At 61.5% G+C, this 26,689-nt stretch carries 17 protein-coding genes; 6 read left to right on the top strand and 11 right to left on the bottom strand.

The genetic code is table 11. The features are described from left to right. Positions 1 to 210: 210 nt before the first annotated feature. Positions 211 to 4,905, top strand: a complete 4,695-nt coding sequence (locus WA225_RS02585) for a DUF4329 domain-containing protein (protein WP_422606753.1) — start codon at positions 211 to 213, stop codon at positions 4,903 to 4,905. Between the two features lie 103 nt (positions 4,906 to 5,008). On the opposite strand, the gene WA225_RS02580 is transcribed toward WA225_RS02585, so the two are convergent. The 10 genes from WA225_RS02580 to cbiE all read right to left on the bottom strand — a co-directional run bounded on the left by WA225_RS02580 (position 5,009) and on the right by cbiE (position 13,958). Then, positions 5,009 to 6,388: a PepSY-associated TM helix domain-containing protein gene (locus WA225_RS02580; protein ID WP_422606752.1), complete on the bottom strand. Its 1,380-nt coding sequence runs from the start codon at positions 6,386 to 6,388 to the stop codon at positions 5,009 to 5,011. Between the two features lie 84 nt (positions 6,389 to 6,472). Beyond that, complete coding sequence (locus tag WA225_RS02575) at positions 6,473 to 8,593, bottom strand: TonB-dependent copper receptor (protein ID WP_422606751.1); 2,121 nt, start codon at positions 8,591 to 8,593, stop codon at positions 6,473 to 6,475. 84 nt (positions 8,594 to 8,677) lie between these two features. Continuing rightward, positions 8,678 to 9,130, bottom strand: a complete 453-nt coding sequence (locus tag WA225_RS02570) for a DUF2946 domain-containing protein (RefSeq protein ID WP_422606750.1) — start codon at positions 9,128 to 9,130, stop codon at positions 8,678 to 8,680. A 21-nt stretch (positions 9,131 to 9,151) separates the two neighbouring features. Beyond that, complete coding sequence (locus WA225_RS02565) at positions 9,152 to 9,631, bottom strand: copper chaperone PCu(A)C (protein WP_422606749.1); 480 nt, start codon at positions 9,629 to 9,631, stop codon at positions 9,152 to 9,154. Between the two features lie 48 nt (positions 9,632 to 9,679). Then, positions 9,680 to 10,078 (bottom strand): DUF2946 domain-containing protein, encoded by a 399-nt coding sequence (locus tag WA225_RS02560; protein WP_422606748.1) that lies wholly within the window; start codon positions 10,076 to 10,078, stop codon positions 9,680 to 9,682. 97 nt (positions 10,079 to 10,175) lie between these two features. Continuing rightward, the gene (locus tag WA225_RS02555) at positions 10,176 to 10,466 is read right to left on the bottom strand and encodes an addiction module antidote protein (protein ID WP_007914567.1); all 291 of its coding nucleotides are present in this window, start codon (positions 10,464 to 10,466) and stop codon (positions 10,176 to 10,178) included. Between the two features lie 3 nt (positions 10,467 to 10,469). Beyond that, entirely contained in the window at positions 10,470 to 10,772 is a 303-nt protein-coding gene (locus WA225_RS02550) for a type II toxin-antitoxin system RelE/ParE family toxin (RefSeq protein ID WP_422606747.1), read from the bottom strand. A 159-nt stretch (positions 10,773 to 10,931) separates the two neighbouring features. Further along, complete coding sequence (locus tag WA225_RS02545) at positions 10,932 to 11,660, bottom strand: cobalt-precorrin-6A reductase (RefSeq protein ID WP_422606746.1); 729 nt, start codon at positions 11,658 to 11,660, stop codon at positions 10,932 to 10,934. Further along, on the bottom strand, positions 11,657 to 12,754 hold the full coding sequence (locus tag WA225_RS02540; protein WP_422606745.1) for a cobalt-precorrin-5B (C(1))-methyltransferase: 1,098 nt from the start codon (positions 12,752 to 12,754) through the stop codon (positions 11,657 to 11,659). Before WA225_RS02540 ends, WA225_RS02545 begins: the two co-directional genes overlap by 4 nt. Beyond that, on the bottom strand, positions 12,747 to 13,958 hold the full coding sequence (gene cbiE / locus WA225_RS02535; protein WP_422606744.1) for a precorrin-6y C5,15-methyltransferase (decarboxylating) subunit CbiE: 1,212 nt from the start codon (positions 13,956 to 13,958) through the stop codon (positions 12,747 to 12,749). The genes WA225_RS02540 and cbiE overlap by 8 nt, the downstream gene beginning before the upstream one ends. Before the next feature lie 132 nt (positions 13,959 to 14,090). Here cbiE and cobG point away from each other — a divergent pair, with 132 nt between their 5' ends. The 5 genes from cobG (at position 14,091) to WA225_RS02510 (ending at position 25,895) form a co-directional block, all read left to right on the top strand. After that, positions 14,091 to 15,389 (top strand): precorrin-3B synthase, encoded by a 1,299-nt coding sequence (gene cobG, locus WA225_RS02530; protein WP_422606743.1) that lies wholly within the window; start codon positions 14,091 to 14,093, stop codon positions 15,387 to 15,389. Further along, positions 15,382 to 16,008, top strand: coding sequence for a precorrin-8X methylmutase (locus WA225_RS02525; protein ID WP_405122394.1), 627 nt, complete (start codon positions 15,382 to 15,384; stop codon positions 16,006 to 16,008). Before cobG ends, WA225_RS02525 begins: the two co-directional genes overlap by 8 nt. After that, positions 16,005 to 16,739, top strand: coding sequence for a precorrin-2 C(20)-methyltransferase (locus WA225_RS02520; protein WP_422606742.1), 735 nt, complete (start codon positions 16,005 to 16,007; stop codon positions 16,737 to 16,739). Before WA225_RS02525 ends, WA225_RS02520 begins: the two co-directional genes overlap by 4 nt. Beyond that, positions 16,739 to 18,442 (top strand): precorrin-3B C(17)-methyltransferase, encoded by a 1,704-nt coding sequence (gene cobJ, locus WA225_RS02515; protein WP_422606741.1) that lies wholly within the window; start codon positions 16,739 to 16,741, stop codon positions 18,440 to 18,442. The genes WA225_RS02520 and cobJ overlap by 1 nt, the downstream gene beginning before the upstream one ends. A gap of 298 nt (positions 18,443 to 18,740) precedes the next feature. Continuing rightward, positions 18,741 to 25,895 carry a TcdA/TcdB pore-forming domain-containing protein gene (locus WA225_RS02510; RefSeq protein ID WP_422606740.1) on the top strand — a complete coding sequence of 2,385 codons (7,155 nt, stop codon included), beginning with the start codon at positions 18,741 to 18,743 and terminating at the stop codon, positions 25,893 to 25,895. Between the two features lie 92 nt (positions 25,896 to 25,987). Here the strand turns inward: WA225_RS02510 and WA225_RS02505 are convergent, their stop codons facing one another. Then, entirely contained in the window at positions 25,988 to 26,584 is a 597-nt protein-coding gene (locus WA225_RS02505) for a MarC family protein (protein WP_064117315.1), read from the bottom strand. Positions 26,585 to 26,689: the final 105 nt, after the last annotated feature.

The following is a 26,689-nucleotide window of genomic DNA, read 5'->3' as shown; positions in this document are numbered from 1 at the left end:
AAGTCGTGTTCCAGAGGCGTTGCGGGGTAATTGCCTGCACCAGTAACGGACATCCTGCCGGCAGTGGTGCGTGTAGGTGCGCCAGATTGGGGCGCCAGCGCTGAATCAGACGTGGATACAAAAACGATAACCCTGCACCACCTGTGACGGACTGCGCAAAGGGACACTCGATCGACAGATATCCCGATTTATCAGCGCAGGACTTTAATCATGAATGACCAGCCAGGGCGGTTCGCCCGTGCCGCAATCCCCGCCAAAAAGCCTCGGCTACCCGCATTGAGCCCGGCCTTCCTGACGGAAGAGGACGCCGCTTATTGGGTTCACGCCCGCATCCCGGACAACGTCGACAAGGAGTACGCAAGTGTGATTTTGCTGCGCCCGGACGGCAAATTCGTTGCCACTGCACCGATACCCGGCGAGGTCAGCAGTTTTGATTTGAGCACGATTGTCGGGATCGACGCATCGGGTCACCTTATCGCGCCCAAGGGCTACACCTTTGCCGCGAACCTTCACAGCCATCCGCGCCGCCACGATGTTTATCGCAAGCTCTATCCGGATCTCGACGAAACCAACCTGCGGCGGTTCATCAACTTTTTCTCCAGCAGCGATTTCATCGGTGATGTCGCCGGGCAGGAGGTCTTTCCCAGCGCTTATCTGTCCGGCCCCGACGGCACCTTGTTGAAATATTCGCCCAGCGGTTCCGCGGCGGAGTTCGACTATTACCGCTGGCACGAGGCGGGCTCACCGCCCGATCATCCGCACGGGACTTACGACGTGCCAGCGATCATCGCCAGGTTTGCCGCCGTCGGTGAGCTGAAGGTGATTGTCTCAAGTGCTGATTGGGGCCATGACGTCGGTCGTGTGCCTGCGCACTGGCGACCGGGTCAGGCGTTTGCCAGGGGCGTGGTGACCGAATTGTCATTGATGACCCGCGTTTGTCCTTCTGCCGAGCGGGCGGTGCTGGCGGCGTTGAAGCCCAAAGGGGCGCAGACCTCGGGTCTGCTGCTGCGCAATCGCGCCGGCGACGAATACGTCGCGACCCTGGCGCGCCCGGCCGGGCTGGCGTCTTGGGATCCGGCGCAGCTGTTTCCGCGCGGCACGGACGGGTCACTCAAGTTGCCCGCAGGCTATGTGCTGGAGGGTTTTTACTACGCCTCCCGACCGGACCCGGCGCACTTTGCGCCGACCCAGCATTGGCTCTACGAAAACTTCTTCTCGCCGCAGGAAATGGCCTGGGCCATCGCCTGTCGTGGCAACAGTCAGGCGTTGTCTGCTGCTGGCGAACCCCTGTCGTTGTACATGCTGGCCAGGGACGCTGCGCTCTTGAAGTACACCTTCAGCGGCAGTCAGATCGAAGCGGCGCTGAGTGTCCCTCAACCCGACGGAACAATTGGCGACGGTGGCCTACAAACCCGACTGCTGAACGGAGCGATGCGCCCGCGTGATTTTTTCACCACGCTGGTGCTGGCGGGCAAGCTGCAGGTCTTGCGCGGGAGCCCGCTGTGGGCGCGGCTGGGGGGGCTGGATCTGGAGTGGACGCCGTTCGCCAACTTTACCTGGCCGCCACTCAGTCGGGATTTTTTGTCCGCCGATGATGCGGCCCGGCATGCCCACGAACAGATCGACAAACGCCGCGATCGTCAGTACGCAGGTTATGTGTTGCAACGCAGCGACGGCCGTTTTGTCGTCACAGAGCCCCTGGAGGGTGGCATTGCGGCGCTCAGCCACGCAACGTTTTTGCCGAGTGACAATAACGGCCGGGCGGTGTTTCCCGATGACCATGTATTGCACGCGCGGTATGTCTGCCACGAAGCCCTGTCGCGGCTTGATCCATTAACGGTTGAACGCTTGCAGTGGACGCGGGAGGAGGCCTTGCTGAGCCAGCAAATGCTCAGTGTCGAGGAAACGAGGCAGGGTCTGATCGACGGCATTGCCCTGTACTTATCCGGTGCGCAGAACAGCCTGCTGCGCTATGAGCCTGCGCAGAGCAAGGCCGCTCAGGACCTTGCCAATCGCCTGGGCACCGACAAACATCCGGGGACACTGGCTGTGGCGTTGAGTAGCGGCGCCACACGGCCCGCAGAGTTCATCCGCCAGCAGGCGGCGGCGGGGCGTTTGATGATTGTGATCGACCACGATATGTGGGGCGCGCGCGGGCAGGTACTCCCGACCTGGGCAGTGCCGGCGCCGGTCATGCCGAGCCGACGCCCGGAGCCGCTGATGTTCGGCGCGGTGTTTGCGTCGGCGGACGAAGCGGCGCACAACCAGTATTCGCGCGATAACCGACGGCATGATCAGGCGCGTGTGCGGTTCGGTTTTATCCTCAAGCACAAGGATCGCGACGACTATGTCGCCACGGAGTTGGTGGGCGTCAGCGATCAGCGCAACAACGTTTTTCAACTGCAAGCGGTCTTCGGTGCTCGACGTTCACCGCCGTGGTATCAGTTTCCTGACGGCTTTTTTCCGCATGCCTGTGTGTACTCGTGCCAGCGCGTGGAGTCTGCGGCAGAAGGCGCCGCGGCCTGGCTGGCGCAGTACTTTATTGCGCCGCAAGACCTGGCCATCTCGGTGTACTACGCGCGCCGCCGGCCGGTCGCAGAATCCCGGGCGCTGGTTGCGCTTTACCTGTCCACCCAGGACGGCGCACTGCTCAAATATGAAATGCACAGCGCCAGCAAACTGTTCGATGACTACACCCCCGAGCTGACACTGGAAACCATCAAGCGCCATCTCGCAGCCGGCAAGCTGTTGCCCGAAGAGTTCGTGCGGATGGTCGCTGCCAGTGGCGAGCTTGCGGTCATGCGCACCAGTCGCTGTTGGGACCGCACGGGGCGGGTGACGATGGACTGGCAACCGGCTGCACACCCGCAACGCCGCGAACTGACGCCGGTTTTTCAAAGTCCCGATGATGCGGCGGTGTATGCCAGAGGGCTTGTGCCGCACCTGACGCAAGCGACCCAGGGCGGCGTGATCCTGAAAAGGGCCGATGGCTGGTATGTCGCCACTGCCCCCATCGAAGTTTCCCGCGAGGATTTCGACATTAGCGAAATTTTCCCTGATGACAATCCGGCGTCTGCTCTGTTTCCGGCCGGCTGCGAAGTGATTGCGCGCTATCGATCAAGAGTCGCCAGAGAGTTTTCCGTGCTGTTGTCGCCCGTGCAGAAGCAGCTCTACCTGAACATGCTGTCGGTCGACACGCTGTATTCGGCCTTCACTCGCCTGCGGGAACAGCATTTGAGTGAATACCTGTTCGCGCCTGACGGCTCGTTCATTCGCTACGACGCCGGCGTTTGGGAGCAACTGTTCGTTGATTTTCTATTCACCCTGACGGAGTACCAGGCGGTGCCTGAGTCCTTCGATGCGAAGAAAATCAAACAGTGCATACGCAGTGGCGAATTGCAGCCCGCCGCCTGGGTCGATGCGCTGGCCAAGAGTGGTCATCTTTACGTTGTGACCGGCAGCCCGCTGTGGGGCGCGCCGCGTACGGTGGATGCATGGGTAACCCCGGCGATCGTCTTGCCGTCCGCGTCGCCTTACAGCAAAGCCACGGGTGCCCCGGCCTGCAGTCCTGCCTTCATTCAGGCCGATGCGGCCGCGCGGTATGTGCATCAAGCCGCGGTGAGTCGAGAGACCCAGACCTTCGGTTTCATCTGCCGCTCGCGGGACGCCGTGTACATCGCCAGTCTGGCGGTCGAGGTGCAAGGTTCGCTGCTGGCGCTGGATCGGGTATACGCGCAAGGCCAGCTCACTGCCGGGTTTGCCCTGCACTCGATTTATCTGCGCGCGGCGCTGCTGTTTCCGGGCGCGCCGAACGATGATTTTCAGCATTTCTGTATCCCGCCGAACGACGTGCAGCAGGCCTGTGTACGCGCCAACACGCCGCAGGGATATTTGCCGATCTACTTTTCCTGCGCCGACGGTGCGCTCTTGCGTCTGGAACTGCATGCATTCGAACCGGGTGAGTTTTACGACCGTTTCGGCCAGATCGAACTGCGGCCCAACGCGTTTGTTGCTCTTGCGCAGGCCGCTGACGATGAACGTGAACTCGCCAACGGTACGTTCGACTTCCCCGCCTACGTGCGGCGGATGGCGTTGGCAGGTAAATTAGAAGTGATCGAGACCAGCCATTACTGGTCGCGCCATGGCCGCATCGATGAGCGCTGGCAGCCGCGTATGGCCGAGGCCTCCAGCGAGGAGCAATGGGTAGCCAGCCACGAGCCGGCGCTGGGGCCGGTGTTTCATCACAGTGACGATGCCGCGCGCTATGCGCAGCAGCGCATCGGCAGCGAACCGGATGTCGAGACCGGTTATGCAGGGGCAATCCTCGCGCAACTGGCCAGCGATCGATTTATCCCGCTCGAACCGCTGGCTTATTCGGCGTTTGCAGACAGCCCGGCGATTCGGATCTTTCGCAAAGCCAATGACCCTTCGAGCAATTGGCGCCATCCGGCACCGCGCTACCCTGAGGGGTATTCGCTGGTGGCCAGCCATCAATTTCACCTGTCGGGGAATACGACGCTGGCGCCGGACCCGGAGGCGATCAATGGCTACTTCCCGGCGCCCGCTCAGGTCCATGCACACACCCATGAACTGACAGCCCAGGGTTTCGGGATACGCGACTGCTACTTCTCGTCCCCCGACGGCGCGCTGCTCAAGTACACGCCTGTGTATACGCCGGCGGAAAGACGACTGTTGTTGACCAAACCGGTGGTGTTTCAGGGCGGCAGGTGGGTCGGTCGGTTGAGCCCCGGCGCGTTTGTTTCCCGGTTGATGGAGCAGGGGGACTTGCGGGTGTTGGTCGCCGGGCATTACTGGAAGCAGGTCGGGCAAATGGGCTCTGCGTGGCGAACGCGTCGTCAGCAAGCCCAAGACTTCGAGGTGGTTGCAGAACGGGACGAGCTGTAATGCCCGCAGTGTGCTGAGCGCCGGGATCAAACCCGCAGCCCAAGGCTGCGGGTTAGAGGCAGCCTTTAAGCCGCGTCATTGCCTGGGGCTGCCGGCGCCTGGCTCATGATGAAGTCGGTGCTGACTCCCGTTCGCCACCGAAGCGCGAGAGCAACAGTCGATCCAGCAACCACACCACCACCAGCGACGCGCCGACCAACGGGAACACCACCGCCAGCGCGAGCATGATCACCACACCGGTTTTCCATTTCGGCAGGTCATGGCGCAGCGGTGGTACGCCGAATTTGCCCTGTGGCCGGCGCTTCCACCAGATCACCACGCCACTGACGGCACTGAGCAGAATCATCAGGCAGATCAGCAGCACGACGATCTGGTTGAAGGTGCCGAACATTTTGCCTTCGTGGAGCATCACGCCGATTTCCGTGGCGCGAGCAACGCTGCCGTACTGTTCGAAGCGGACATCGGCGAGGACCTTGCCGGTGTACTGATCGACGTGCAGGGTCGCATCGTTGCGCGGGTCATCGGCGAACACGGCGATGGTAAACACACCGGTAGCGGTGGTCGGCAGGGTGATGCTGTAACCCGGCTCGACCTTGCTCTGGGTGGCGATGTTTTGCACGTCCTGCAGGCTGATGGCGGGTGCTGCGGGGCCAGCGTTGGTGGCGCCGTGGTTCATGTGCTCGGCGTGGTCGCCGGACATCGGCATCGGTGTGTTTTCCATCGCCCAGGGCACGGTCTGGCGGGTGGCGCTGTTGAGGCTGCGCGCCTCGACGTCGGAGGTCGGCACGTTGTCCCACATCGCTGCCGGGAACACGTTCCACACTTGCGCGTATTGCTTGCCCCAGAAACCGGTCCAGGTCATGCCGCTGAGTAACATCACCAGTAGCAGGGTCGCGCCCCAGAACCCGGTCACCGCATGCAGATCCCGCCACAGCACGCGGCCGCGACTGTTCAGGCGTGGCCACAAAATGCCTGCGGCCTGACCGCGCGGCCACCACAGGAAAAGTCCCGACACCACCAGCACTACGCCCCAACCGGCGGCCATTTCGATGAGGCGGTCACCGACGGTGCCGATCATCAACTCACCGTGGATGGCACGGGCGATGGCTTGCAGGTTCTGCTTGGCATCCTGCTCGCCGAGGATGTCGCCGTGGTATGGGTCGACGAAGATGTTGAGCTCGCGGTCGGCGTTCTTCAGCACAAACTGCGCGCTGCGTTCGGCGTTGACCGGCGGCAGGTACTGGGTGATCTGACTCTGTGGATATGCGTTTTTCACCCGTTGCAACAAGTCATCGGCGGGCACGGTGTGATGCCCGGCGGGGACGTTGAGCAGGCTGCTGTACATCAGTGAATCGAGTTGCGGTTTGAATAGGTAAATCATGCCGGTCAGGGCCAGCATCACCATGAAGGGGGCGACGAACAGGCCGGCGTAAAAATGCCAACGCCAGGCCAGGTTGTAGAAATTCGGTTTGGGCTGTTTCATCACGTGTGCTCCGCTTGGCTTGGATCTTCTGATTGTTCTGCACCCCTGTGGGAGCGAGCTTGCTCGCTCCCACAGGGGTGGGTGTTAGAAACTCATGTCGACCTTGGTCCAGAGCGTGCGCCCCGGTTCATTGATCGCTTGCGGGTCGTTGGCCGGGTAGCCGAACCCTGCGTTGCCCGCCAGGTTCAGGTGTTCGGCGTAAGCCTTGCCGAACAGATTGTCGACGCCGCTGCTGACCTTCCAGTTCTTGTTGATCCGATAGGCACCGTTAAGCGAGAACACGCCGAAGCCGGAACTCTTGTCGTAATCCTTGCCGACCACGTTGCCCTTGTTCTGGTCGATACGGGTTTGCGCGGCAACCACCCTCCACAGTGCGCCGGCGCTCCAGTTGTCTTCGCTGTAGGTCAGGCCGAAGCGTGCATCCAGCGGCGGCATCTGCGGCAGAGCCTTGCCGTCACTGCTGTTCTTGCCCCAGGCGTAGGCCAGGGTCGCATCGGCTTTCCAGTGGTCGGTGAGTCTGTACGCGGCACCGAGCTCACCGCCCATGATCCGCGCGTCGATGTTCTCGGCGCGCGAGGTGCTCATGCCCATCATCCCGGGCGTGTAATCGAAGAGGATGTAATCGCGCACCACGCCTATATACCCCGAGGCCCAGGCTTCGAGTTCGGCGCTCTTGTAGTTCACGCCGAAGTCCAGCTGGGTGGTTTTTTCCGGTTTGATCGAATCGAACGCGTTGACCGAACCGACCGGACCGCTGCTCGCCGAAAACAGCTCCCAGTAATCCGGGAAGCGTTGCGCATGGCCGAGGCCTGCATAGAGCGTGGTCGGGCTGTCGGCGAGGTCATGCTCGTAGCGCACGAAACCGCTCGGCAAGGTGTCGGCGCGGGTATCGTCGGCGGTCGGGTTGGGGCGGGACATCATTCCCGAGCCGGTGGTTTGCCGGTAATCCTTGGCCGAAGCGCGGTCGACGCGAGCGCCGCTGATCAGCCGATCACGGTCGGCGGCGTACCAGGTCAGTTCGCTGAACACACCGTAGTTATGGAAATCGGCGTCCTTGCTGTACGGCAGATCCTTGTAGGTATCAACGCCCATTGCGCTGCGCTGGCGGTGTTCGTTGGTCTGCGCGTCGAGACCGGTAATCAGTTGAATGTCGGCCCAGCGCCAGGTCGCTTTGATCCGCGCACCGAGGGTGCGGCGGTCGACGTTTGAGGCCATCGGCCCGGCCATCATCCCGGTGCCGGACGGCGTGCGCAGGGTGTAGTTGTCCATCACGTGGTCGGCGTAGTTGTAGTAGACCTGCGCTTCGAGTTTCTCCAGCGCGTCGGTGATGTTGGATTTTTCGAGACGCAGGCCGAGGCTTTCCCGCAGGAACTGCGAACCGTCCATGCCGCGCCCGGCGTAGCGCGCTTCGCCATCGCCCTTGCCGGCGGTGAGCTCGATCAGGGTGTCGGCGTCCGGCGTCCAGCCGACGGCGATATCGCCGTTCCACTTGTCGTAGCGCGAGGCGACGATGTCGTTGTTGCCGTCGCGGTAGTCGTCGGAATGCGCGGTGTTGCCGATCACGCGCACGTAGCCCAACGGGCCGCCGGCAGCGGCGTCGACAACCTTGTCAAAACGTCCGTGGGAGCCGGCCAGGATGCTTGCGTTCACGCGGGTGCCGAGTTCGCCGAAGCTCTCCGGTTCACGATCGAACAGCACCGTACCCGCCGACGCGCCCGGGCCCCAAAGCACGGTTTGCGGGCCTTTGATCACCGTAAGTTTGTCGTAGGTTTCCGGCGAGATGTACGAGGTCGGCGCATCCATCCGTCCCGGGCAGGCGCCGAGCATAATGCTGCCGTTGGTGAGGATGTTCAGGCGCGAACCGAACATGCCGCGCAGCACCGGGTCGCCGTTGGTGCCGCCATTGCGCACCAGTGCGAAGCCCGGAATGGTCTTCAGATAATCACCGCCGTCACTGGCCGGCACCGGTTGGCGCGGGTCTTTGGGGTTGGTGACGATGGTCAGCGGCGAACTCGGCGCAATCGCGGTGATCACTGTCGGGCTGAGTTCTTCGTTGTGGCCAGCGTGGTCATCGGCCAGCACCAGCGGGGACAGCAATACGCCGCAAAGGACGGCGGTAGCGTGCCTGAAACGAATCCGCGATTCGTTCAAAGTGAAAGACACCGGGGCAGAACCCGAGCGTGGAACAGCAGTAAACCTGGACATGACAATTTCCATCAAACAGTCGTAAACGACACGGCCGGCAGCCTGAAGCTGTCTTCTCAACCGTGTGCAATCAGAGGTGCGTGTTTACGTTGCGACGGGTGGGGCGCGGGTGCGGGCGCCGGGGAAGAAGGTTTGCCGGGCGTGGCCCAGGCGCGGGGAAGGTGGGGTAAAGGCATTCAGCGGCGGGATATTGAAAGCGACGAAATCGCCGCCACCGGTCAGTGCCGGGCAATTGAACAGCAGGCTGCAATAGCCGCACTTTTCCCACAGCACGTGGTGCGAGGATTGCGGCGGGCAGTGTTCGGCGGAAGGCTTGGCGTCATGGCCCGAGTGATCCATGCCGGGCATGTCCATCGACATGTCCATGCTCATCGGCATCGGCATCGGCATCGAGGCGTGTTGATCCATCGGCATCGACTGAGAAATCAGTGGGCCGATGAAGATCATCAACATGGCGAACAGGGCGATCCAGCTGCCGCGAGTCAGGTGTTGCGTCTGACGGCGTTGCAGTGGCGGCCTGGCGCTCAGCGGGCGCATGGGCGGAGTCTGCCGGAGGGCTTACTGAGCGTGCGCGTGGGCCTGCGTGGCTTCCGGCGGTTTCTTCTGCACCGAGACTTCGACGGTGACGTCACCGGCCTTCTCGAAATGCAGCGTCAGCGGGAAGCGTTTGCCGTCGCTGAGCAGGCTGCGATCGCTCGGGTTGAGCAGCATCACGTGCCAGGCCATCGGCGCAAACGTCACGTTGCCGCCGGCCGGGATTTCCACGCTCGGCACTTGCTGCATCTTCATCAGATCGCCCTGCATGACGTGTTCGTGCAGTTGCGCTTCGGGGGCGATGGGCGAGTCGACGCTGAGCAGTCGGTCGTCCGTCTTGCCGGCGTTGTGAATGATGAAATAGGCGGCGACCGTCGGTGCATTCGGCGGCAGTTCCTGCGACCACGGGTGGGCGATCTCAAGTTCGCCAGCCTTGTATTCGTGGGCATGGGCAAAGCACGCCGGCAACAGCAGCGCAGCGATTACGATGAGTTTGTTCAACATGGCAGTTCTCCAGAACGATTTGAAACGCAGGTCAATTGCGCGAACAAATCAAACCAGAGGGGAGGCGCGGGGATTGAGGCTCGGCCATTGCTGGCGCGGTGTCGGTGTTTGCAGAGAGGCGGGCGCCACACTGCGATTGCTTTCGTAGCGGGCGAAATACAGCTGCGGCGAATGCCCCGGCAGCGCCACCAATGGCGCCGAGCCTGAGCAACACCAGCAATGCTGCATGTTCGAATGAGTGTCGTTGGACGGGGCCTTTTGCTCGGTGGTGCCGATGTTGATCGCCACCATCTTCGTCCCGCTGCCGGTGCAGAAACTGCTCCAGAGCAATTGTTCGGCTGGTGAACTGGCCGCCTGCGCCATCGCCCCGGTCATCGGCATGGCGAGCATGTTGAACAGCACTGCAAAGCAGGCGATCCAGGCAATTGCCAGCCGGTGTCGGTTCATGGGACAGATCCATTGGGTGGGCGATCAGGCGCGGCTATTTAGCCTGATCAGGGCCGATAAGTAAAAAAGCGTCGTGCGGTTTGGTGTCGCAGCGCGTTCACAGTGTTACGGCATGCAATCGCAAACCCAGAGCCTTCATGACTTTCATGATAGTTGCGAATTCGGGATTGCCAGTGCTACTCAGCGCTTTATAAAGACTTTCGCGGCCCAAACCTGCATCCCGCGCCACTTGTGTCATGCCTTGAGCCCGGGCGATGTCATTGAGCGCTGCACGGATAAGGACGCCGTCGCCTTCATCGTCGTCAAAACAGGCATCCAGATACGCCGCCATATCCTCGGGAGTTTTGAGGTACTCGGCGGCGTCAAAACGGGCGAATTCTTCGGTCATGATTTACTCCTCATCTCCGATGTTATGAGCCATCTGCACGGCGCGTTTGATATCTCTTTTTTGTGTCGATTTGTCGCCTCCGATCAGCAGCAGATAAATCACTTCGCCTTTGCGTGTGAAGTACATCCTGTAACCAGGGCCGTAATGAACACGCATTTCATAAACAGTGTCACCGACGAACCCGCAATCACCGAAGTTGCCATTTTCGGCTGTTTTAATTCTGGAGATGATTCGGCCTTTCCCTTTGATGTCTTTCAAGGAGTCGAGCCATTCGGAAAATATGCGGGATCGTTCAAAAGCGATCATGTCGGGATCGTATTCCTTGGGATACAAGCTGGCAAGCCGCTTTTCTTGGCTGTCTGCTTGTCGGGATTAAAGGAACCGAAGTATTGGGGTGAGGATGTAGTGAAAAACAGTCGGCTGCGTCCTCAAAAATTGCAGGTAAATTCGCAAATAAACTCGAAGTCAGGAAAAGTCTGACGTCGTCAGGGCTTCAAGGACTTCAGACGCTGATCGAAATTTCCGATCAACCCCCGGCAACCCCGGTCGCTTCAGCACAATCACCGGCACCCCGCGCTCGCGCGCCACTTCCAGCTTCGGCTCGGTCGCGGTGCTGCCGCTGTTCTTGCTGATCAACACATCGATCTGCCGCCGTTCGAACAGCGCTCGCTCATCTTCAAGCAGAAACGGCCCACGCGCGCCGATCACTTCACAGCGTTCGTTACCGGGGTAGACGTCGAGGGCACGCAAGGTCCAGAACTGCTCCGCTGGAATTTCATTGAGGTGCTGCAGCGGTTCGCGGCCAAGGGTGAACAAGGGGCGACGGAATGGTTTGAGTGCGGTGATCAGCTCGGCCCAGTCGCTGACTTCACGCCAATCATCACCGGGCTGCGGCTGCCAGGCCGGACGGCGCAGGGCCCAGCAGGGGATGCCGGTCAGTCGCGCGGCGGTCGCGGCATTCTGGCTGATTTGCGCGGCATACGGATGCGTGGCGTCGAGCAGCAGATCGATGCCTTCGTCGCGAATGAACTGCGCCAGACCTTCAGCGCCGCCATAGCCACCGACGCGCACCTTGCAGGGCAGATCCGTCGGCACCCGACCAACGCCGGCGAGGCTGTAGATATGCTGGGGCCCCAGCGTGCGGGCAATCGCCAGCGCTTCCGTGACGCCGCCGAGCAGTAAAATCCGCTTCATGCAAAACCTCCGGCATGCCCGACAATCCCGCCCTGACGATCAATCGCAAACACCTCGACCTGGACCTGCGCGGGTACCACGCTGCGGGCGAAATTCAACGCATGTCGGCAGACCTCATCACCGAGCGCAATCCCCGCCGCACTGGCCATCGCCAAGGCTTGCTGACTGGTATTGGCCTCGCGAATGCCTTGCTGCAACGCCTCATCGGCGCCAATCGCTGCCGCCCATTCCGCCAGTTGCGGCAGGTCGATACTCGAATGCCGCGAGTGCAAGTCCATGTGCCCGGCCGCCAGTTTGCTGATCTTGCCGAAACCGCCGCACAGGCTGAGTTTATCCACAGGCATTTTGCGCAGATGCTTGAGCACCGCGCCGACGAAATCGCCCATTTCGATCAGGGCGATTTCCGGCAGATCGTAGACGCGGCGCATGGTGTCTTCGCTGGCGTTGCCGGTGCAGGCGGCGATGTGCAGATAACCGTTGGTTTTCGCCACGTCGATGCCTTGATGGATCGAAGCAATGTAAGCCGCGCAAGAGAACGGCCGGACGATACCGCTGGTGCCGAGGATCGACAGCCCGCCAAGAATGCCCAGCCGTGGGTTCATGGTTTTCAGCGCCAGCGCTTCGCCGCCTTCGACGTTGACGGTGACGTCGAAACCACCGCCATAGCCGGTTTCCTCGGCGAGCAATGTCAGGTGATCGCTGATCATTTTGCGCGGCACCGGGTTGATCGCCGGCTCACCGACACCGAGCACCAGCCCCGGCCGGGTCACGGTGCCAACCCCGGCGCCGGCATTGAAACGAATCCCCGGCTCACTCAGCAGCCGCACGCGCGAATAGAGCAGGGCGCCGTGGGTCACGTCAGGGTCGTCACCGGCATCCTTTATCGTCCCGGCCTCGGCACCGTCGTCGGTCAACCGACAGAACTCCAGACGCATCTGCACCTGTTTGCCCTTCGGCAGAACGATCTGCACCGCATCGGCCGACAGCCCGCCGAGCAACAGACGCGCGGCGGCAAGGCTGGTGGCGGTGGCACAACTGCCGGTGGTCAGGCCGCTGCGCAGGGGCGCAGGTTGTTCGGCGGTTTCGTCACGCATCGAGGGGTTTAACCAGATCGAGCAGGGTGATCGGCAACGCCTGACGCCAAGTGTCGAACTCGCCGAGTGGCTGCGCCTGCGCAACATGAATGCGCGTCAACTCGCCGCCATGGCGTTCGCGCCAGTTCATCAGGGCGACTTCACTTTGCAGGGTCACCGCGTTGGCGACCAGACGGCCACCGGGTTTGAGGTGTTCCCAGCAGGTCTCGAACACACCTTCACGGGTCACGCCGCCGCCGATGAAAATCGCGTCCGGGCGCTCCAGGCCGGCCAGCGCCTGCGGGGCTTTGCCGCGAATCAGTTGCAGACCGGGCACACCCAGCGCATCCCGATTGTGTTCGATCAGTTGCTGGCGGCCGGCATCGGCTTCGATGGCCAGTGCGCGGCAACTCGGGTGCGCGCGCATCCATTCGATGCCGATCGAGCCGCTGCCGGCGCCGACATCCCAGAGCAATTCGCCGGGCGTCGGGGCGAGGCGGGCGAGGGTAATGGCGCGCACGTCGCGCTTGGTCAGTTGGCCGTCATGCTGGAATGCTGAATCCGGCAACCCGGCGAGGCGTGAAAGTCGCGGGGCATGTGGATCGGCCAGGCATTCGATGGCGATCACATTGAGGTCGGCTATCGGTGCGTCGTCCCAGGCGTTGGCGCTGCTGTCGATGCGTCGCTCGGCGTCGCCGCCAAGATGCTCGAGAACGCTCATGCGACTCGAGCCAAAGCCGCGTTCACAAAGCAACTGCGCGACCGCCGCCGGGCTCTGACCGTCGTTGCTCAGCAACAACAGGCGCACGCCGCTGAACAGTTGCGCATTGAGCGCCGCCAGTGGTCGGGCCACCAGCGACAGCGTCACCACCTCCTGCAACGGCCAGCCGAGGCGGGCAGCGGCCAGCGAGCAGGACGACGGTGCGGGCAGGATCAGCATCTCCTCGCTCGGCAATTGCCGGGCGAGGCTGGCGCCGACGCCGTAAAACATCGGGTCACCGCTGGCCAGTACGCAAACCGCTTCGCCACGCTGTTCCAGCACGGGCGCGAGAGAAAACGGGCTCGGCCACAATTGCCGCTCGCCGCGAATGCACACCGGCAGCAAATCCAGTTGACGCTGGCCGCCGACGATCCGCGAGGCGCCCAGCAGGGCACGTCGGGCGTTTTTGCCCAGGCCCTTGAAGCCGTCTTCACCGATTCCCACTACCGTCAGCCAGGGTGACATCTATATTCCTCTAAACACGCCGTTCCGACGGGCAGACTTTTCATGCCACCGGACAAAGCAGGCATAATACCGCGCCTTCGCCCGCGAAGCGCCTTTCCCACGCAGCCGGTCCGCCCCTTGAACGAACGCCCGATGTCCACCGCCTTACGCCCCTCGGCCTGCCCGGGGTTGCTGCGCATCGTCCAGGCGCTGGATGGCGGTATCTGCCGGATCAAACTCAATGGTGGTTCGATCCGTGCCGATCAGGCTGACGCGGTGGCCGAGGCCGCCGAACAGTTTGCTGGCGGGGCCATTGAAGCGACCAACCGGGCGAATCTGCAGATTCGCGGAATCGGTGAACAATCGGCAGCGCTGATCGAACGCTTGCTCGCCGCCGGGCTCGGCCCGCGGACCGCCGCCGGTGATGACGTGCGCAACCTGATGCTCAGCCCGGCCGCCGGCATCGACCGGCAGATGCGCGTCGACACCCGCGCACTGGCCGAGCAGATCCTCGAAACCTTGCAAAGCCAGCCACGCTTTCATGAGTTGAGCGCCAAGTTCGCCGTGCAACTCGATGGCGGCGAAGCGCTGGCGATGCTCGAACATCCGCATGACCTGTGGCTGTCGGCGTTTGAGCGCGACGGTGAAAAGGGGTGGGCGTTCGGTCTGGCCGGATGCCCGACGGATCGTGCCGTCGCTGCCGTGACGGCGGAAAACGGCCAGGCGCTGGTGGTCGCCGTGCTGGAATTATTCCTGCAACTGGCTCGCCCCGAGCAAACGCGGATGCGCCATTTGCTCGATGAGTTGCCGATGCTGGCCTTTCTCGACGCGCTGCGCACGCGCGTGCCGATCACGTCGGTCAGCCAGTGGCAGCGCACCGCCGCTGCGCAGGATCTGCACATCGGCGTTCATCCGCAACTTAACCCGGGACGGGTGTACATCGGCGCTGTGCCGCCACTCGGGCGTCTTGATCCGGCGATGTTGCGCGCCGCTGCGCAACTGGCTCGGCAGTATGGCGATGGCAGTCTGCGCTTCACACCATGGCAAAGTCTGCTGCTGCCGAATGTCAACGCGGCCGATGCGCCGGTGGTGCTTGCGGCGCTTGAACGGGCGAACCTGCTGACCCGGCCCCGTGAACCGCTGACTCATCTGATCGCCTGCACCGGTGCCAATGGCTGCGGCAAAGGCCTGGCCGACACCAAACAGGACGCGCGCCATCTGGCGACGCTGCTGCCCTCGGGTGTCAACGTGCACCTGTCCGGTTGCCCGCGTTCGTGCGCTGCCGCCCACCGTGCACCGGCGACCCTGCTGGCAGTCAGCCCCGGTCATTACGACCTCTATTTTCGCGATGCCACGCTGCCGGGTTTCGGCGCGTTGCACGCACGCAACCTTACTATTGAAGCGGCCGCGACCCTGCTCGCCGCCCGCTCTCGGAGCCCCCTTGATGCTTGATTACATCCGCGACGGTCAGGAGATCTATCGCAACTCCTTCGCGATCATTCGCCGCGAGGCCAATCTGGCGCGCATCCCGGCCGATCTGGAAAAACTCGCGGTGCGGGTGATCCACGCCTGCGGCATGGTCGAGGCCATCGACGGTCTGCAATTTTCCGAAGGCGCCGGCAAGGCCGGGCGCGATGCGCTGGCTGCCGGCGCGCCGATCCTCTGTGATGCGCGCATGGTCTCCGAAGGCGTGACCCGCGCACGCCTGCCGGCCAACAATGAAGTGATCTGCACCCTGCGCGACGACAGCGTGCCGGAACTCGCCCGCGAGTTGGGCAACACCCGTTCCGCCGCCGCGCTGGAACTGTGGCGTCCGCACCTGGAAGGCAGCGTGGTGGTGATCGGCAATGCGCCGACGGCGCTGTTCTATCTGCTGGAAATGCTCGATGCCGGCGCCCCGAAACCGGCGTTGATCCTCGGCTTCCCGGTGGGCTTCGTCGGTGCTGCCGAATCGAAAGCCGCACTGGCCGCTGACAGCCGTGGCGTACCGTTCGTGATCATGCAAGGCCGCCTCGGAGGCAGCGCCATGGCCGCCGCCGCCGTCAATGCCCTCGCCACGGAGATCGAATGATGCAGGCCAAAGGACGTTTGCTGGGCCTGGGCGTCGGCCCCGGTGATCCGGAACTGATTACCGTCAAGGCCCTGCGCCTGCTGCGCGAATCGCCGGTGGTGGCGTACTTCGTCGCCAAGGGCAAAAAGGGCAATGCGTTCGGCATCATCGAAGCGCACCTGCAAGACGCACAGAATCTGCTGCCGCTGGTGTATCCGGTGACCACCGAAGTGCTGCCGGCGCCGCTCTCGTATGAACAGGTCATCAGCGATTTCTACGATGAGGCCGCCGAAACCGTCGCCGCGCATCTGGATGCCGGTCGTGATGTGGCGGTGATCTGCGAAGGCGATCCGTTCTTCTACGGTTCCTACATGTACCTGCATGATCGCCTGGCCACGCGTTACGAAGCGCAAGTAGTGCCGGGCGTCTGCTCGATGCTCGGCGGCGCTTCGGTGCTCGGTGCGCCGTTGGTGTATCGCAATCAGAGCCTGTCGGTGCTCTCGGGGGTGTTGCCCCATGAAGAGTTGAAGCGGCGTCTGGCCGATGCCGACGCGGCGGTGATCATGAAGCTGGGGCGCAACTTCCCGAAAGTGCGCCAGGTGCTCGAAGAGCTCGGTCTGGCCGAGCGTGCGCTGTACGTCGAACGCGCGACCATGGCCAATCAGAAGATCGTGCCGATGGATCAGGTCGAGCCGATGTCGTCGCCGTACTTCTCGCTGATCATTGTCCCGGGCGAACGGTGGCAAGGCTGATGACTCACTGCACCCCCGCCATCGTTATTCTCGGTCAGGCCAGCCTGGCCACAGCGCGACGAATTCAACAGGTCTACCCGGCTGCGCAGATCCACGGTCTGGCCGCACGCGTCGCAGGCGCCGACCTGACGTATCAGGAATTCGGCGCGACCCTGCGTGAGTTGTATCAGCAGGACACGCCGATCATTGCCTTGTGCGCCGCCGGGATCGTCATCCGCACGCTGGCGCCGCTGTTGTTGGAAAAGGGCGCCGAGCCTGCCGTGCTCGCGGTGGCCGAAGACGGCAGCGCCGTGGTGCCACTGCTCGGTGGACTGGGCGGGGTGAATGTCATGGCGCGCGACATTGCCGCCGGGTTGCAGGTGGCAGCGGCCATCACCACCAGCGGCGAGTTGCGCTTTGGCACCTGCCTGCTCAATCCCCCCAGCGGCTACGCGCTGGCTGATCTGGAATCGGGCAAACGTTTCGTTTCCGATCTGCTCGCCGGGCACAGCGTGCGCATCGAAGGCGCGGCGCCGTGGCTGGATCAGGCGCAGTTGCCGCAGGACCCGCAGGCGCAGCGTTCGATTCACGTTGGCAGTGCCGCGCGTGAGGCGCGGGCGGATGAGTTGTTGATCTATCCGCGCAGTGTCGCGGTGGCGGTCAGCGCTGCTGGCGAGGATGTGGCGAGTGCCGTTCGCGCGGCTTTGCAGCAAGCGAATGTTGCCTTGCAGGCGCTGGCCTGCCTGGTCGCCGCTGACAGCGAAATGGCCAGCGCGAGCCTGCGTGAAGCGGCGCTTGAGCTGGGTGTGCCGTTGCGCTTTGTCGCGGCGCAACCGGACATCGAAACCCTCGCGCACGTCGCTGTGCCTGGCGCGCCAATCTTGACCGCCAACGGCCTGGCCATCGCGGTTGCCGAGCAGCCGTTGCCGGTGGCGGACATCGGCCGCGCACGTGGTCGTCTCGCGGTGATCGGCCTTGGCCCCGGCGCTGCCGAACTGATGGTGCCGGCAGTCAAAGCCGAGCTGGCCCGGGCCACCGACGTGCTTGGTTATGAAACCTACGTGCGCATGGCCGGCCCGTTTCGCGACGATCAAATTCAACACTGCACCGACAACCGCGAAGAGATGCAGCGTGCCCGCCACGCCTTCCGACTGGCGGCCGAGGGGCGGTCGGTGATCGTCGTCTCGTCCGGCGATCCGGGGGTGTTCGCCATGGCCGCGGCGGTGCTCGAAGCGCTGCACGAGTCGAACGATCCGGCCTGGCACAGCGTCGATCTGGAAATCCTTCCGGGCGTCTCCGCGTCGCTGGCCACTGCCGCTCAGGCCGGTGCGCCGTTGGGCCACGACTTTTGTGTGATGTCGCTGTCGGACAACCTCAAACCGTGGTCGATCATCGAGAAACGTCTGGATCTGGCGGCCGAAGCCGATCTGGCGCTGGCGTTCTACAACCCGATCTCCCGTGCCCGGCCATGGCAGTTGGGGCGTGCGCTGGAGATCGTCGCTCGCCATCGCCTGCCGCAAACCCCGGTGGTGCTGGGGCGCGATATCGGCCGCCCGGGCCAGACCTTGCGCACGACAACGCTGGGCGCGCTGACCCCGGATCAAGTCGACATGCGCACCATGGTGTTGATTGGCTCTTCGACCACTTGCACGTTTGCCCGCGCTGACGGAAAGACCTGGGTTTACACGCCGCGTTGGTATGGTGAAAAGCCTGTGGGTGGATAACGGGTGTATTGAACGTCGCGGGAAGTTGTAAGTAACTTCCCCTGGCGTGACATTAAGTTAACGCTTGAAGTTGAAGTATCTGTTTGCATCATAAGGCCGCCAATCAGGTTGATTGGCGGCCTTATGCGTTCTGCTGGATAAAAAACAAAATCCAATATATTGCCGGGTTGTTCGGGGCGGACAAGTAAGTGTTGTTCGTTGTTTCATTGGATATTGTTTGAGGTTTTTGAAGTTTGAATGTGCCGCTTTTGCCGAATAGTTTCGCGTCAGGGAACTCTATTTACGCAAGGACGGTTATATGAAGACTAACGGTAAAGTGCGGGAAATAATCTCCGCTGAAGATTACGCGGCGATGCTAAAGGTGGTGGGCGAGTTTGCCGGCACTCTTGAACACACAGAGTTATTTGAGCACTACAAGCGTGCCACGCAAGCAACTGATTACAACCAGGCATTGGTGTCGACGAAGCTCTTCAAGGAGTCGCTGGAATCGCTGCTTAAACGCAAGAAACAACCGTATTTCACGCACGTCAAACAGATCAGTTCGGACCTCGACAAGTCCGCCGTAAGGATGTCGGCCACTGCTGCCCTGCTCAAAGACGCTGGCCGGCCCGTGCCGAAAATCATGCACTTCGTCTGGGTGGGGGGCAGTGAAGTCGGTGTCAATCAGCGTAACTACATGAACATCTGGCGACAGATCCTCGAACCTCAGGGTTACCGTTTCAACCTCTGGTACGACAGCGATGCGTTGCTGGCCTTTGAAATGAACCGGGTAATTCTCGACGCCGCCAGAGTCGGGGCGATGGAAGCGGGCGGCGACAAAGTCAGCAAAGCCAGTCAGTTATCGCACATGATCGAGGAGCGCGCGCGGGTGCTGAAACAGCAGATGTTCGCCTACCTTGAACAACCGCAGTGGCGAGGCAAAGCCGACGAAGCACGTATCGACTTGATGGTGCGTGCCTACGACAAGGACCGGACGACGCTGGAGGCCCTGCGCCAACGCTGCCAGGAATCGCATCAGGCAATGACCGGCGCGGATTTGCAGTTACGGGACGTTCGGCAAGAGTTTGCCGGGCACTTTTTGCAGGATGTCTATCAGCGCGAAGTGGCCATGCGTGGCAACTTTGCCGCCGCCAGTGATGTTGTGCGGTTACAGGCTGAATACCTGGAGGGCGGTCGTTACAGCGACATGGATTATTTGCCGCCATTGGCGAAAACATTGGGTGGCGTCGACATCAGCGATTTCGATGGAAGTGCACGAATCGGCGTTTTACAACTGTTGCTCAATCACAATGAAGCACTGATGCCTGGGCGCGATCGTCTTCGTTATCTCGACAGAACCGGCAAAATTCCCCTCGAACATCAAGAGGCGCTGACAGCATTTGCACGTGAGCAGCATTCGGTCAGTGAGATCTTTGTTGCACCGCAACAACACGCGGTACCGCGGGATGCCATGCGCCTGGGTACGGCGTTTGGTACGCAGGCAGGCAATGAAATGAATGCGCACATTTTAGCTCACCCTGGCAGTGGCATGACCCAGGCGTATATGCAGATGATTCGGTTCAATTATGACTGCTTGCTGGAAGTAGAGCGCCGTGCCCGCGCTGCCGGCATCGACGCGGCGGATGAACGGATAGCGGGTATCGCCACCAATGTGCTGAATGAAAGACAGGCTGCCGGCACGCTGCCTGAACTCCAGACGGCTGTTTCCCAGCAGAATCTGATCAACGCCATCTGGACCTATTATTGGGACGGTATCCGCCCCGAAGCGCGCGGCACCATCACATTGACCGGCCCGGGCGCCGCATCAACAGGACTGGATCACTACATCGGGCAACATCTGTTACCTGACCAGGCCCTGCAGATTCGTGAGCGTTTGAAGTTGACTGAGGGCTACAACACCTTTACCGAAGAGGAGTTGATTTCCGGTTGGACAGTCAATGGGGAAGGAAGTGAATGGCTTGTCAAAGAGCTGGAAAAGTGGACAACCGGCAAACTCAAATCCCGTTACGTCGGCCATTTAGCGGATCTGCTGAAGTCGCAAACCCTGACATTCAAACAAGGCTGGCCGGTCATTGAGGGTAAACCGGTGCTGTTGACCTCTGTGCTGCAACAGCTGATGGATGACTTGGGTGAACCCTTCATTCGGGCAATGAAAGACAAGTTGAGCGGCGACGTTACCTTCCCCACAGCCTTTTCCATCGACTTCGACAGCCGCGAACAAATACGCACGCAACCGGCCGCCGAGATTCCTCCTTCAGTGGGCGCTGAGAGCACCAGTAACCTGAATGAATTGTTCGCGCGCGTGGCGCATGGCTCTCTGGCGGCGGAGCAATTGAGTCCATTAGTGCGCGTCATGCTGGGTGGCATGTTTGGCGCGACCCATCTGGACGCCGGCGGATTTGCCCCCGTCTGGGATAACGTTCTGAACATCGCCCGGGAAACCTCCGACGCAGGTTTGTTCGCCCGTTATCACGCCATCGAAAAGGTCTTGAGCGAACGTCAGTCGGCGGTTTTTGAGTCCGCACTTGCGCGCGGGCGCGTGAACGGAACGCGCACGGCGGGGGAGCTCAAGGCTGTAGCGATGACCGAAGCGCTGACGGTGAAACAGTGGGGCGACCGTATCGGGCAAATCCATCGCACGGCGCAGCGTGAATACACCACGCAGATTTTCCAGCGCAGCGCCCTGGTGCGCGATTCGTTCCTCAAGGCCGGTGCCCTTTTCGTCAGGCAGATGCCACAGGCTCTGTTGACGCTCAACACCGGCGACCCGGGGCGTCGCTGCTATCCGCTGGCATTGTTGGTGGGCGCGGCCATGGCGGCGGGTGATTCGGCCGAACGGGCACTGGTCGGTCATATCGGCCAAACGGCGCTAGCTCCGCAGGCGCTTGAGTCACGGGCGTTGCTGAGCGCGCTGGGTGAGCTTCAGGATGTGTCCGGCAAAGCCGTTGGAGAGTCGCGAGGCTTGCACAATCTCGACAGCGTCATGCAGACCCTGGCAGCGAAAACCGCACCGAGCGTGCTGCTGCTCGACACCGGCAACCATGCGTTGCTGGTCGCCAAAGTGCAGATGGGCGAGCAAACGGTTTATCGATTTTATGACCCGAACTTTGCGCTTTATACATTTGCCGGGCACGCCGAAATGCAACTCGGCGTGGCGCATTACTTGAATGACAGTCACCACGCCTTGGCCAGGCTTTACGGTTTGAGTGATGTCGCCACTGCGCCATTCAATGTCATCGAGTTGGACACCGCCGCGATCGCCGAGCGGCGGCTTTCCTCCGATCTGCGTGTGGGCAGTTTTTTACAGTCAAGGGATTCGGGCTCTCAAACCTCGTCCGTCTGGGCCAGACAAGCGCTCAGTCGTGCCCGTTCCCTGAACGAAAATGCGCGAATGGGCGCAAGCCTGGCGCAACTGGACGCTCGCTATTGGGCGCAGGAACTCGATGAGGCGACCCGCCGTATCCGCGCCGAGCACAAACTGGGCACTGAATATCTGCCATTGCTGGAGACGGTTCAGGCAACCCCGCAGGCCGGTTATTCGGTGACGATGGTGGACGCCAGAAACCCGCAGAACAGCCGCAACGTCAGCACCGTCGATGCGCGTTTGAGCCGGGTCAAACAGCATCTTCATCGTCTGGTAAAAACCTTCGCCGGTCAGCCCGGCGCAACGGCCGAAGCCGACGGCGGCAGTCGGTTGAGTTTCGCCTTTGCGATCCAGGCCCTGATCAATGAAATGCGTCTGCGCGAGTATCAGGCCGCAGGTGGCGAGATACCGGCGTTGTCGATTGCCCTGCAAGTGCAGGTTTACGTCAGCTACGCGCAACTGGGTTTTGGCGTGGTCAGCGATACCGCGCAGATCATTAACCTGGTGCGTCAGGTCGCGGCCAGTGAACAGGCGCTGGCGCTGCGCCAGTCGTCACTGTCCGGACGGCTGCTGAGCCGTGGCGCTACGGCGGCGGGGGTTGGCTTTTCCCTCGTCAATATCGGCTTCGATGTCTATGGGCTTTCAGTGGCCGACAATCATGAGCAGCGCTCGCGGTTGTCCGCGCAACTGACGTTCGATATCGCCGCGCTGGGGCTGGACATCGTTGCGCTGGCCGTGGGTGGCACAGTCGGTGCTGCCGCGGCGATTCTGTCGGTGCCATTGCTCGGGGTCGGTATCGGGGTGTCGGCCGTCGCCAGCAACCTTGGACAGATCAAAGACAAGGCGACCGCTGTCGGTAACCATTTGCAGGCCATTCACAATGCTTACCAACCGGGCGCCTACACACTTGAACACGGGGTTCTGCAGTTCCCTGCCGAGGCGGTCATCACGCGCGTCGACCTGCACGCCGATGAAGTGCGCTTCGACAGTCAGAAGTTTTATCCATGGAAGGGCAGCGCGCTCGAATTGCCGCAGTACGACGATGACCCGAAACAACTGCACCGGGCCATCGACATTCGTCAGGCACTGGAGTTACCCGGTGTGATCTCGCTGGGCCGTGCGGATGGACGTCACACCGTGGTATTGCCGTGCACACCGATCTGTTACTTCGGCTACGAATATCAGTTGGGTGGTGCGGGCTATGACTATGTACCATCGCCAGGAGAGCGGGTGGCGCCACGTATCGAGAGTGAAATTGCCGGGCCGAACTGGTTGTCCTTCAATTCGCTACCGCAGTTGATCGGGGAAGTGTTTGTCAGCAGGTCGAACACAGGTATCCATACCCGTTATCCGCAGTTGCGCAACGCAGTGGCGGACAAGCTTGAATATGACCGGCAAGGCAACCGTCGGGTTTATCTGCACAGCACGCCGTTTTTTAAACACATCCTCTACAAGCTGCACCCAATCTGCAAACCCACGACGATCAGCGTACGACTGGACGATCAGGTTCGTCAGTTGGCGGTGCCGGATTTGCCGAAGCAGTGGCACGCCAAACTCTCCTACGAAATCGCGGCACCCGCGGGGCAATACCAGATGCAGCTTACGCCCGGGTTGTTAGCCGTGAACTTTCAGGGCCCTGCCCAATGGGTGCTGCGTGCGCCATGGGTGAATAGCCAGCGCGTCGTTTGGGGGGCATCGGCAGGCGTCGACGCTCGCCGACTGAGCGTCGACGGTATGGTGCTTGAAGGTTTCGACGGTTTGCTGGAACTGGCCGACGGTGAGCTTTTCCAGGTCGATTGGCCGGCGCGCCGTTTGCGTCTGGTGTCGCTCACGCTGCAGGACGGTAAAAACACCCTGCATGATGTTCTCGCCCATCTGCGCAAACGCGCGGGCGAGCAGCGTCTGGCGCCGGGCTATGTGGCCTTGCACAATTTCGAGGTGCCCTACAATCCAGCCCGTTTGCCGGTGCTCACCACGGCGTATTACGACACACAGCAGGAGCGCTTGTTGTATGCGCGCAATCTGCCCGCCGAGGTCAACAGCGGTCTGGTGTTGGGCGCCGCTACCGCCAGCCATGCGTGGTTCTATCACCCGGATCACGGGACGATATGGCGCGTCGATGCGCAGACGGGCAGCGTCGTTCATCGCTATCGCCTGCTCAATCTTGATCTGGGCACGAAGATCACCGGTTTCACGCAGCAGGCGGATGGCAGCCTGCATGTCACGCAGCAATTGCGCGAGCAGGTGTCCGTGACCAGGCTCGAGACGACACTGACGTTCCAGATCACCGAGCGGAACGTGACGTTGCTGGATATCAAGATGTGGTCACCTGGCCTCGAGGGTTCCAGCCTCAAGCCCGAAAACGGTTCCAGAATTGCGTTTCTGCGCCACCGCCTGAAAAAGGCTCGGCCTTTCGCGGACGAAACGCCGGGCATGGCGCGGGGGCTCAGCACCTGGTCCTACGCGCCCTTTGTGCACGCGCATGCGTACTCATTCGATGTGCTGCTCGAGCGTGCCTGGATTGGCACCGACCATGACAAATACTTTCGCGCGCAACACGGCAGCACGCCGGACATGGTCTTGCTCATGCCCAAGGTCACGGACCCGCAAGCGGCGTTGATTTTTTACAGCAAGGACACCCAGACGCTCAGTCATGGCATCGAGCTGCGAACCGATTATTTCTTCAATCAGGTCATCGCGAACGACATCGCTGAGGTCACCCAGACAGGGGATCGCTATTTTGCCACCCGAACCGATGGCCGGCTTTTCGAGATCGACTTGAGTGCCAGGGACGATAACGGGCTGTCTGAAATCGACAAGCGCGTGCTGAAATTCGTTGGCCTGGGGCCGCGCTGGTTGCGACAAAATCCTGATTGGCTGAGTGCATTGCCGGCGTTGGCCAAGACCTATAAAGCGCAACCTTTTCCGCTTATCGGCTTGGCCGGTGCATCCGGCGATACCTTGCTGGCGGCGTGGTGCCTTGGCGAAAAGGTCGTGCTGGTCCGTGGTAGCGAGCGCAAGGAGTTCGCCTTGCTGGGGCAGATTGCGGATGAGCAGGCCGTCTGGCTGCTGGATGTGGCCGCAGGGCAAATCCTGCGCCAGTCGCTGATGCCGCTCGATGCATTGCGCGAGGCATTTGGTGGCGGTTCTCGGCTGCTGCATCGCGACTCATTGCCAAGGGCGCAAAAGGTCTGGTCGCAATGGACATTCAGTCAGGTGGCGGCCGATGGCGAAGGTCTGCTGGGGCGCACTCGTGACGGGGTGAATGTGCAGTTGCGCGATCATCAACCCGCGAGCATCGTCAGTGTAGAGAAGGCATGGTCGTACATTTACGGCGAGTCTCCCGAAGAGTTGCAGGTTCGCCTGCGAGCGCTGCTGCACGAGCAAGCCCACGCGGCGGTTTTGCCAATCGGCAGCATTGCTGATCGCTACAAGTATTACGTTCCGGCGCTGGATCGCGTTTTCGATATTGCCGGACGAGCCGATGGGCAATGGTCGGAGTTTCTGGGGACTTTCAACGAGACAGTGCCACTGCTGTTCGATCCGGTGGATGGGCTGATCTTCAGTCGTGGGGCAATGAAGGATATCTGGCTATCCGGCAGTTACGCCCATCGTGAAGGCGAAGTGTTGTCGCTTGAAGTGAACGACGAAGTCACCGATTGGCTGCCGTTGCTGCCGGATGGGGTCGACACGTTGATTCTGACGTTCGGTGCGCAAACGACTGACTATCGGATTTCAACGCAAGTCTGGCAGCGCCTGGACTGTATTGTGATTGATCCGCGACGTGCGTCCGACCTTGAAAAGGCGCCCGCAGGCTTATTGATTCTGGACCTGCCTGAGGCTGGGCCTCTGCTGATGTCCCGGGCAGCCGGGCATCTGGTGTTCAGCGACCCGGACAGTGCCCGCAGTCTGATCGTGCGAGATACCGACCCACAGGATGAGCAATCGCAGCGAGCGCTGGAACTGAGGGTGACCATTGACGGCAAACAGCATACGTTCAGTATCGAACAATGGTTGCAGGCTTACTCTCAGGCACAGGGCGATGAGGCAAGCGTCATGCTGAGTCGCGTTATCAATGCAATGAACTGAGTTATACCTCCAGACTTTAACGTGGTGAGTCGCCAACGGGTTGTTGACGGCTCACGTCTGGAATGCCACGCCGTGCGGGTTGTCTGGCCCGCTCAGGGCACCAGATACCCCTTTATGCCGGTGAAGATGATCTGCGCTGCCAACGCGCAGACAAACAACCCCATCAGCCGACTGACAATCTGCAAACCCTGATCGCCGAGAATCCGCTCGATGCGATTCGACAGGTACAGCACCACGCCGACAGTGAAGCTGGCCAGCGCGATACTCATGATTGCCGTCAGTTTGTCGTCCCAGTGCGGCTGGCTGACGCCCATCACCAGTAACGCACCGATGGTGCCGGGGCCGACGGTCAAAGGAATCGTCAGCGGCACGATGGTCACGTCTTGCTGCACGTTGTCCGCCTGCACCGCCGGTTTGCCTTGTGCCATGCCCAGCGCCGAAATGAACAGCACACTGCCGGCGCCGATGCGAAACGCGTCCACGGTGATGCCGAACACATCGAAAATCACCCGCCCGAACAGATACAGCAACACGCTGGAGACCAGTGTCGCCAACGCCACTTTCCAGGCCAGGCGCCGTTGCTCCTTGCGCGAGTAGCCGCGGGTAAGGCTGATAAAACAGGACAGCACGAAGAACGGGCTGTAAAGCACCAGCATCTTCAGGTAAACGCTGAACAACACATGGAGCATGGTTTCGGCTCGCATCCGGAGTAGGTGGGGCTGAGTCTATCAGTTGCTCTATTGTCTGTGGGTATCGATGTTGGAAAGATTATTAAGTTGCCGGGTTATTTGTTT

The organism is Pseudomonas sp. (assembly GCF_049300855.1).
GTDB lineage: Bacteria > Pseudomonadota > Gammaproteobacteria > Pseudomonadales > Pseudomonadaceae > Aquipseudomonas.
Note: the sequence above shows the minus strand (reverse complement) of the source record. Positions and strands in the feature narration are given on the sequence as shown.

Bases quoted from the DNA above. Each gene is read 5' to 3' on its own strand.
- WA225_RS02575 (WP_422606751.1), bottom strand. From the start codon at position 8,593: ATGTCCAGGTTTACTGCTGTTCCACGCTCGGGTTCTGCCCCGGTGTCT.
- WA225_RS02510 (WP_422606740.1), top strand. From the start codon at position 18,741: ATGAAGACTAACGGTAAAGTGCGGGAAATAATCTCCGCTGAAGATTAC.
- WA225_RS02570 (WP_422606750.1), bottom strand. From the start codon at position 9,130: ATGCGCCCGCTGAGCGCCAGGCCGCCACTGCAACGCCGTCAGACGCAA.
- WA225_RS02505 (WP_064117315.1), bottom strand. From the start codon at position 26,584: ATGCTCCATGTGTTGTTCAGCGTTTACCTGAAGATGCTGGTGCTTTAC.
- cbiE (WP_422606744.1), bottom strand. From the start codon at position 13,958: ATGTCACCCTGGCTGACGGTAGTGGGAATCGGTGAAGACGGCTTCAAG.
- WA225_RS02540 (WP_422606745.1), bottom strand. From the start codon at position 12,754: ATGCGTGACGAAACCGCCGAACAACCTGCGCCCCTGCGCAGCGGCCTG.
- WA225_RS02565 (WP_422606749.1), bottom strand. From the start codon at position 9,631: ATGTTGAACAAACTCATCGTAATCGCTGCGCTGCTGTTGCCGGCGTGC.
- WA225_RS02580 (WP_422606752.1), bottom strand. From the start codon at position 6,388: ATGAAACAGCCCAAACCGAATTTCTACAACCTGGCCTGGCGTTGGCAT.
- WA225_RS02585 (WP_422606753.1), top strand. From the start codon at position 211: ATGAATGACCAGCCAGGGCGGTTCGCCCGTGCCGCAATCCCCGCCAAA.
- WA225_RS02520 (WP_422606742.1), top strand. From the start codon at position 16,005: ATGATGCAGGCCAAAGGACGTTTGCTGGGCCTGGGCGTCGGCCCCGGT.
- WA225_RS02560 (WP_422606748.1), bottom strand. From the start codon at position 10,078: ATGAACCGACACCGGCTGGCAATTGCCTGGATCGCCTGCTTTGCAGTG.
- cobG (WP_422606743.1), top strand. From the start codon at position 14,091: ATGTCCACCGCCTTACGCCCCTCGGCCTGCCCGGGGTTGCTGCGCATC.
- WA225_RS02525 (WP_405122394.1), top strand. From the start codon at position 15,382: ATGCTTGATTACATCCGCGACGGTCAGGAGATCTATCGCAACTCCTTC.
- WA225_RS02550 (WP_422606747.1), bottom strand. From the start codon at position 10,772: ATGATCGCTTTTGAACGATCCCGCATATTTTCCGAATGGCTCGACTCC.
- WA225_RS02545 (WP_422606746.1), bottom strand. From the start codon at position 11,660: ATGAAGCGGATTTTACTGCTCGGCGGCGTCACGGAAGCGCTGGCGATT.
- WA225_RS02555 (WP_007914567.1), bottom strand. From the start codon at position 10,466: ATGACCGAAGAATTCGCCCGTTTTGACGCCGCCGAGTACCTCAAAACT.
- cobJ (WP_422606741.1), top strand. From the start codon at position 16,739: ATGACTCACTGCACCCCCGCCATCGTTATTCTCGGTCAGGCCAGCCTG.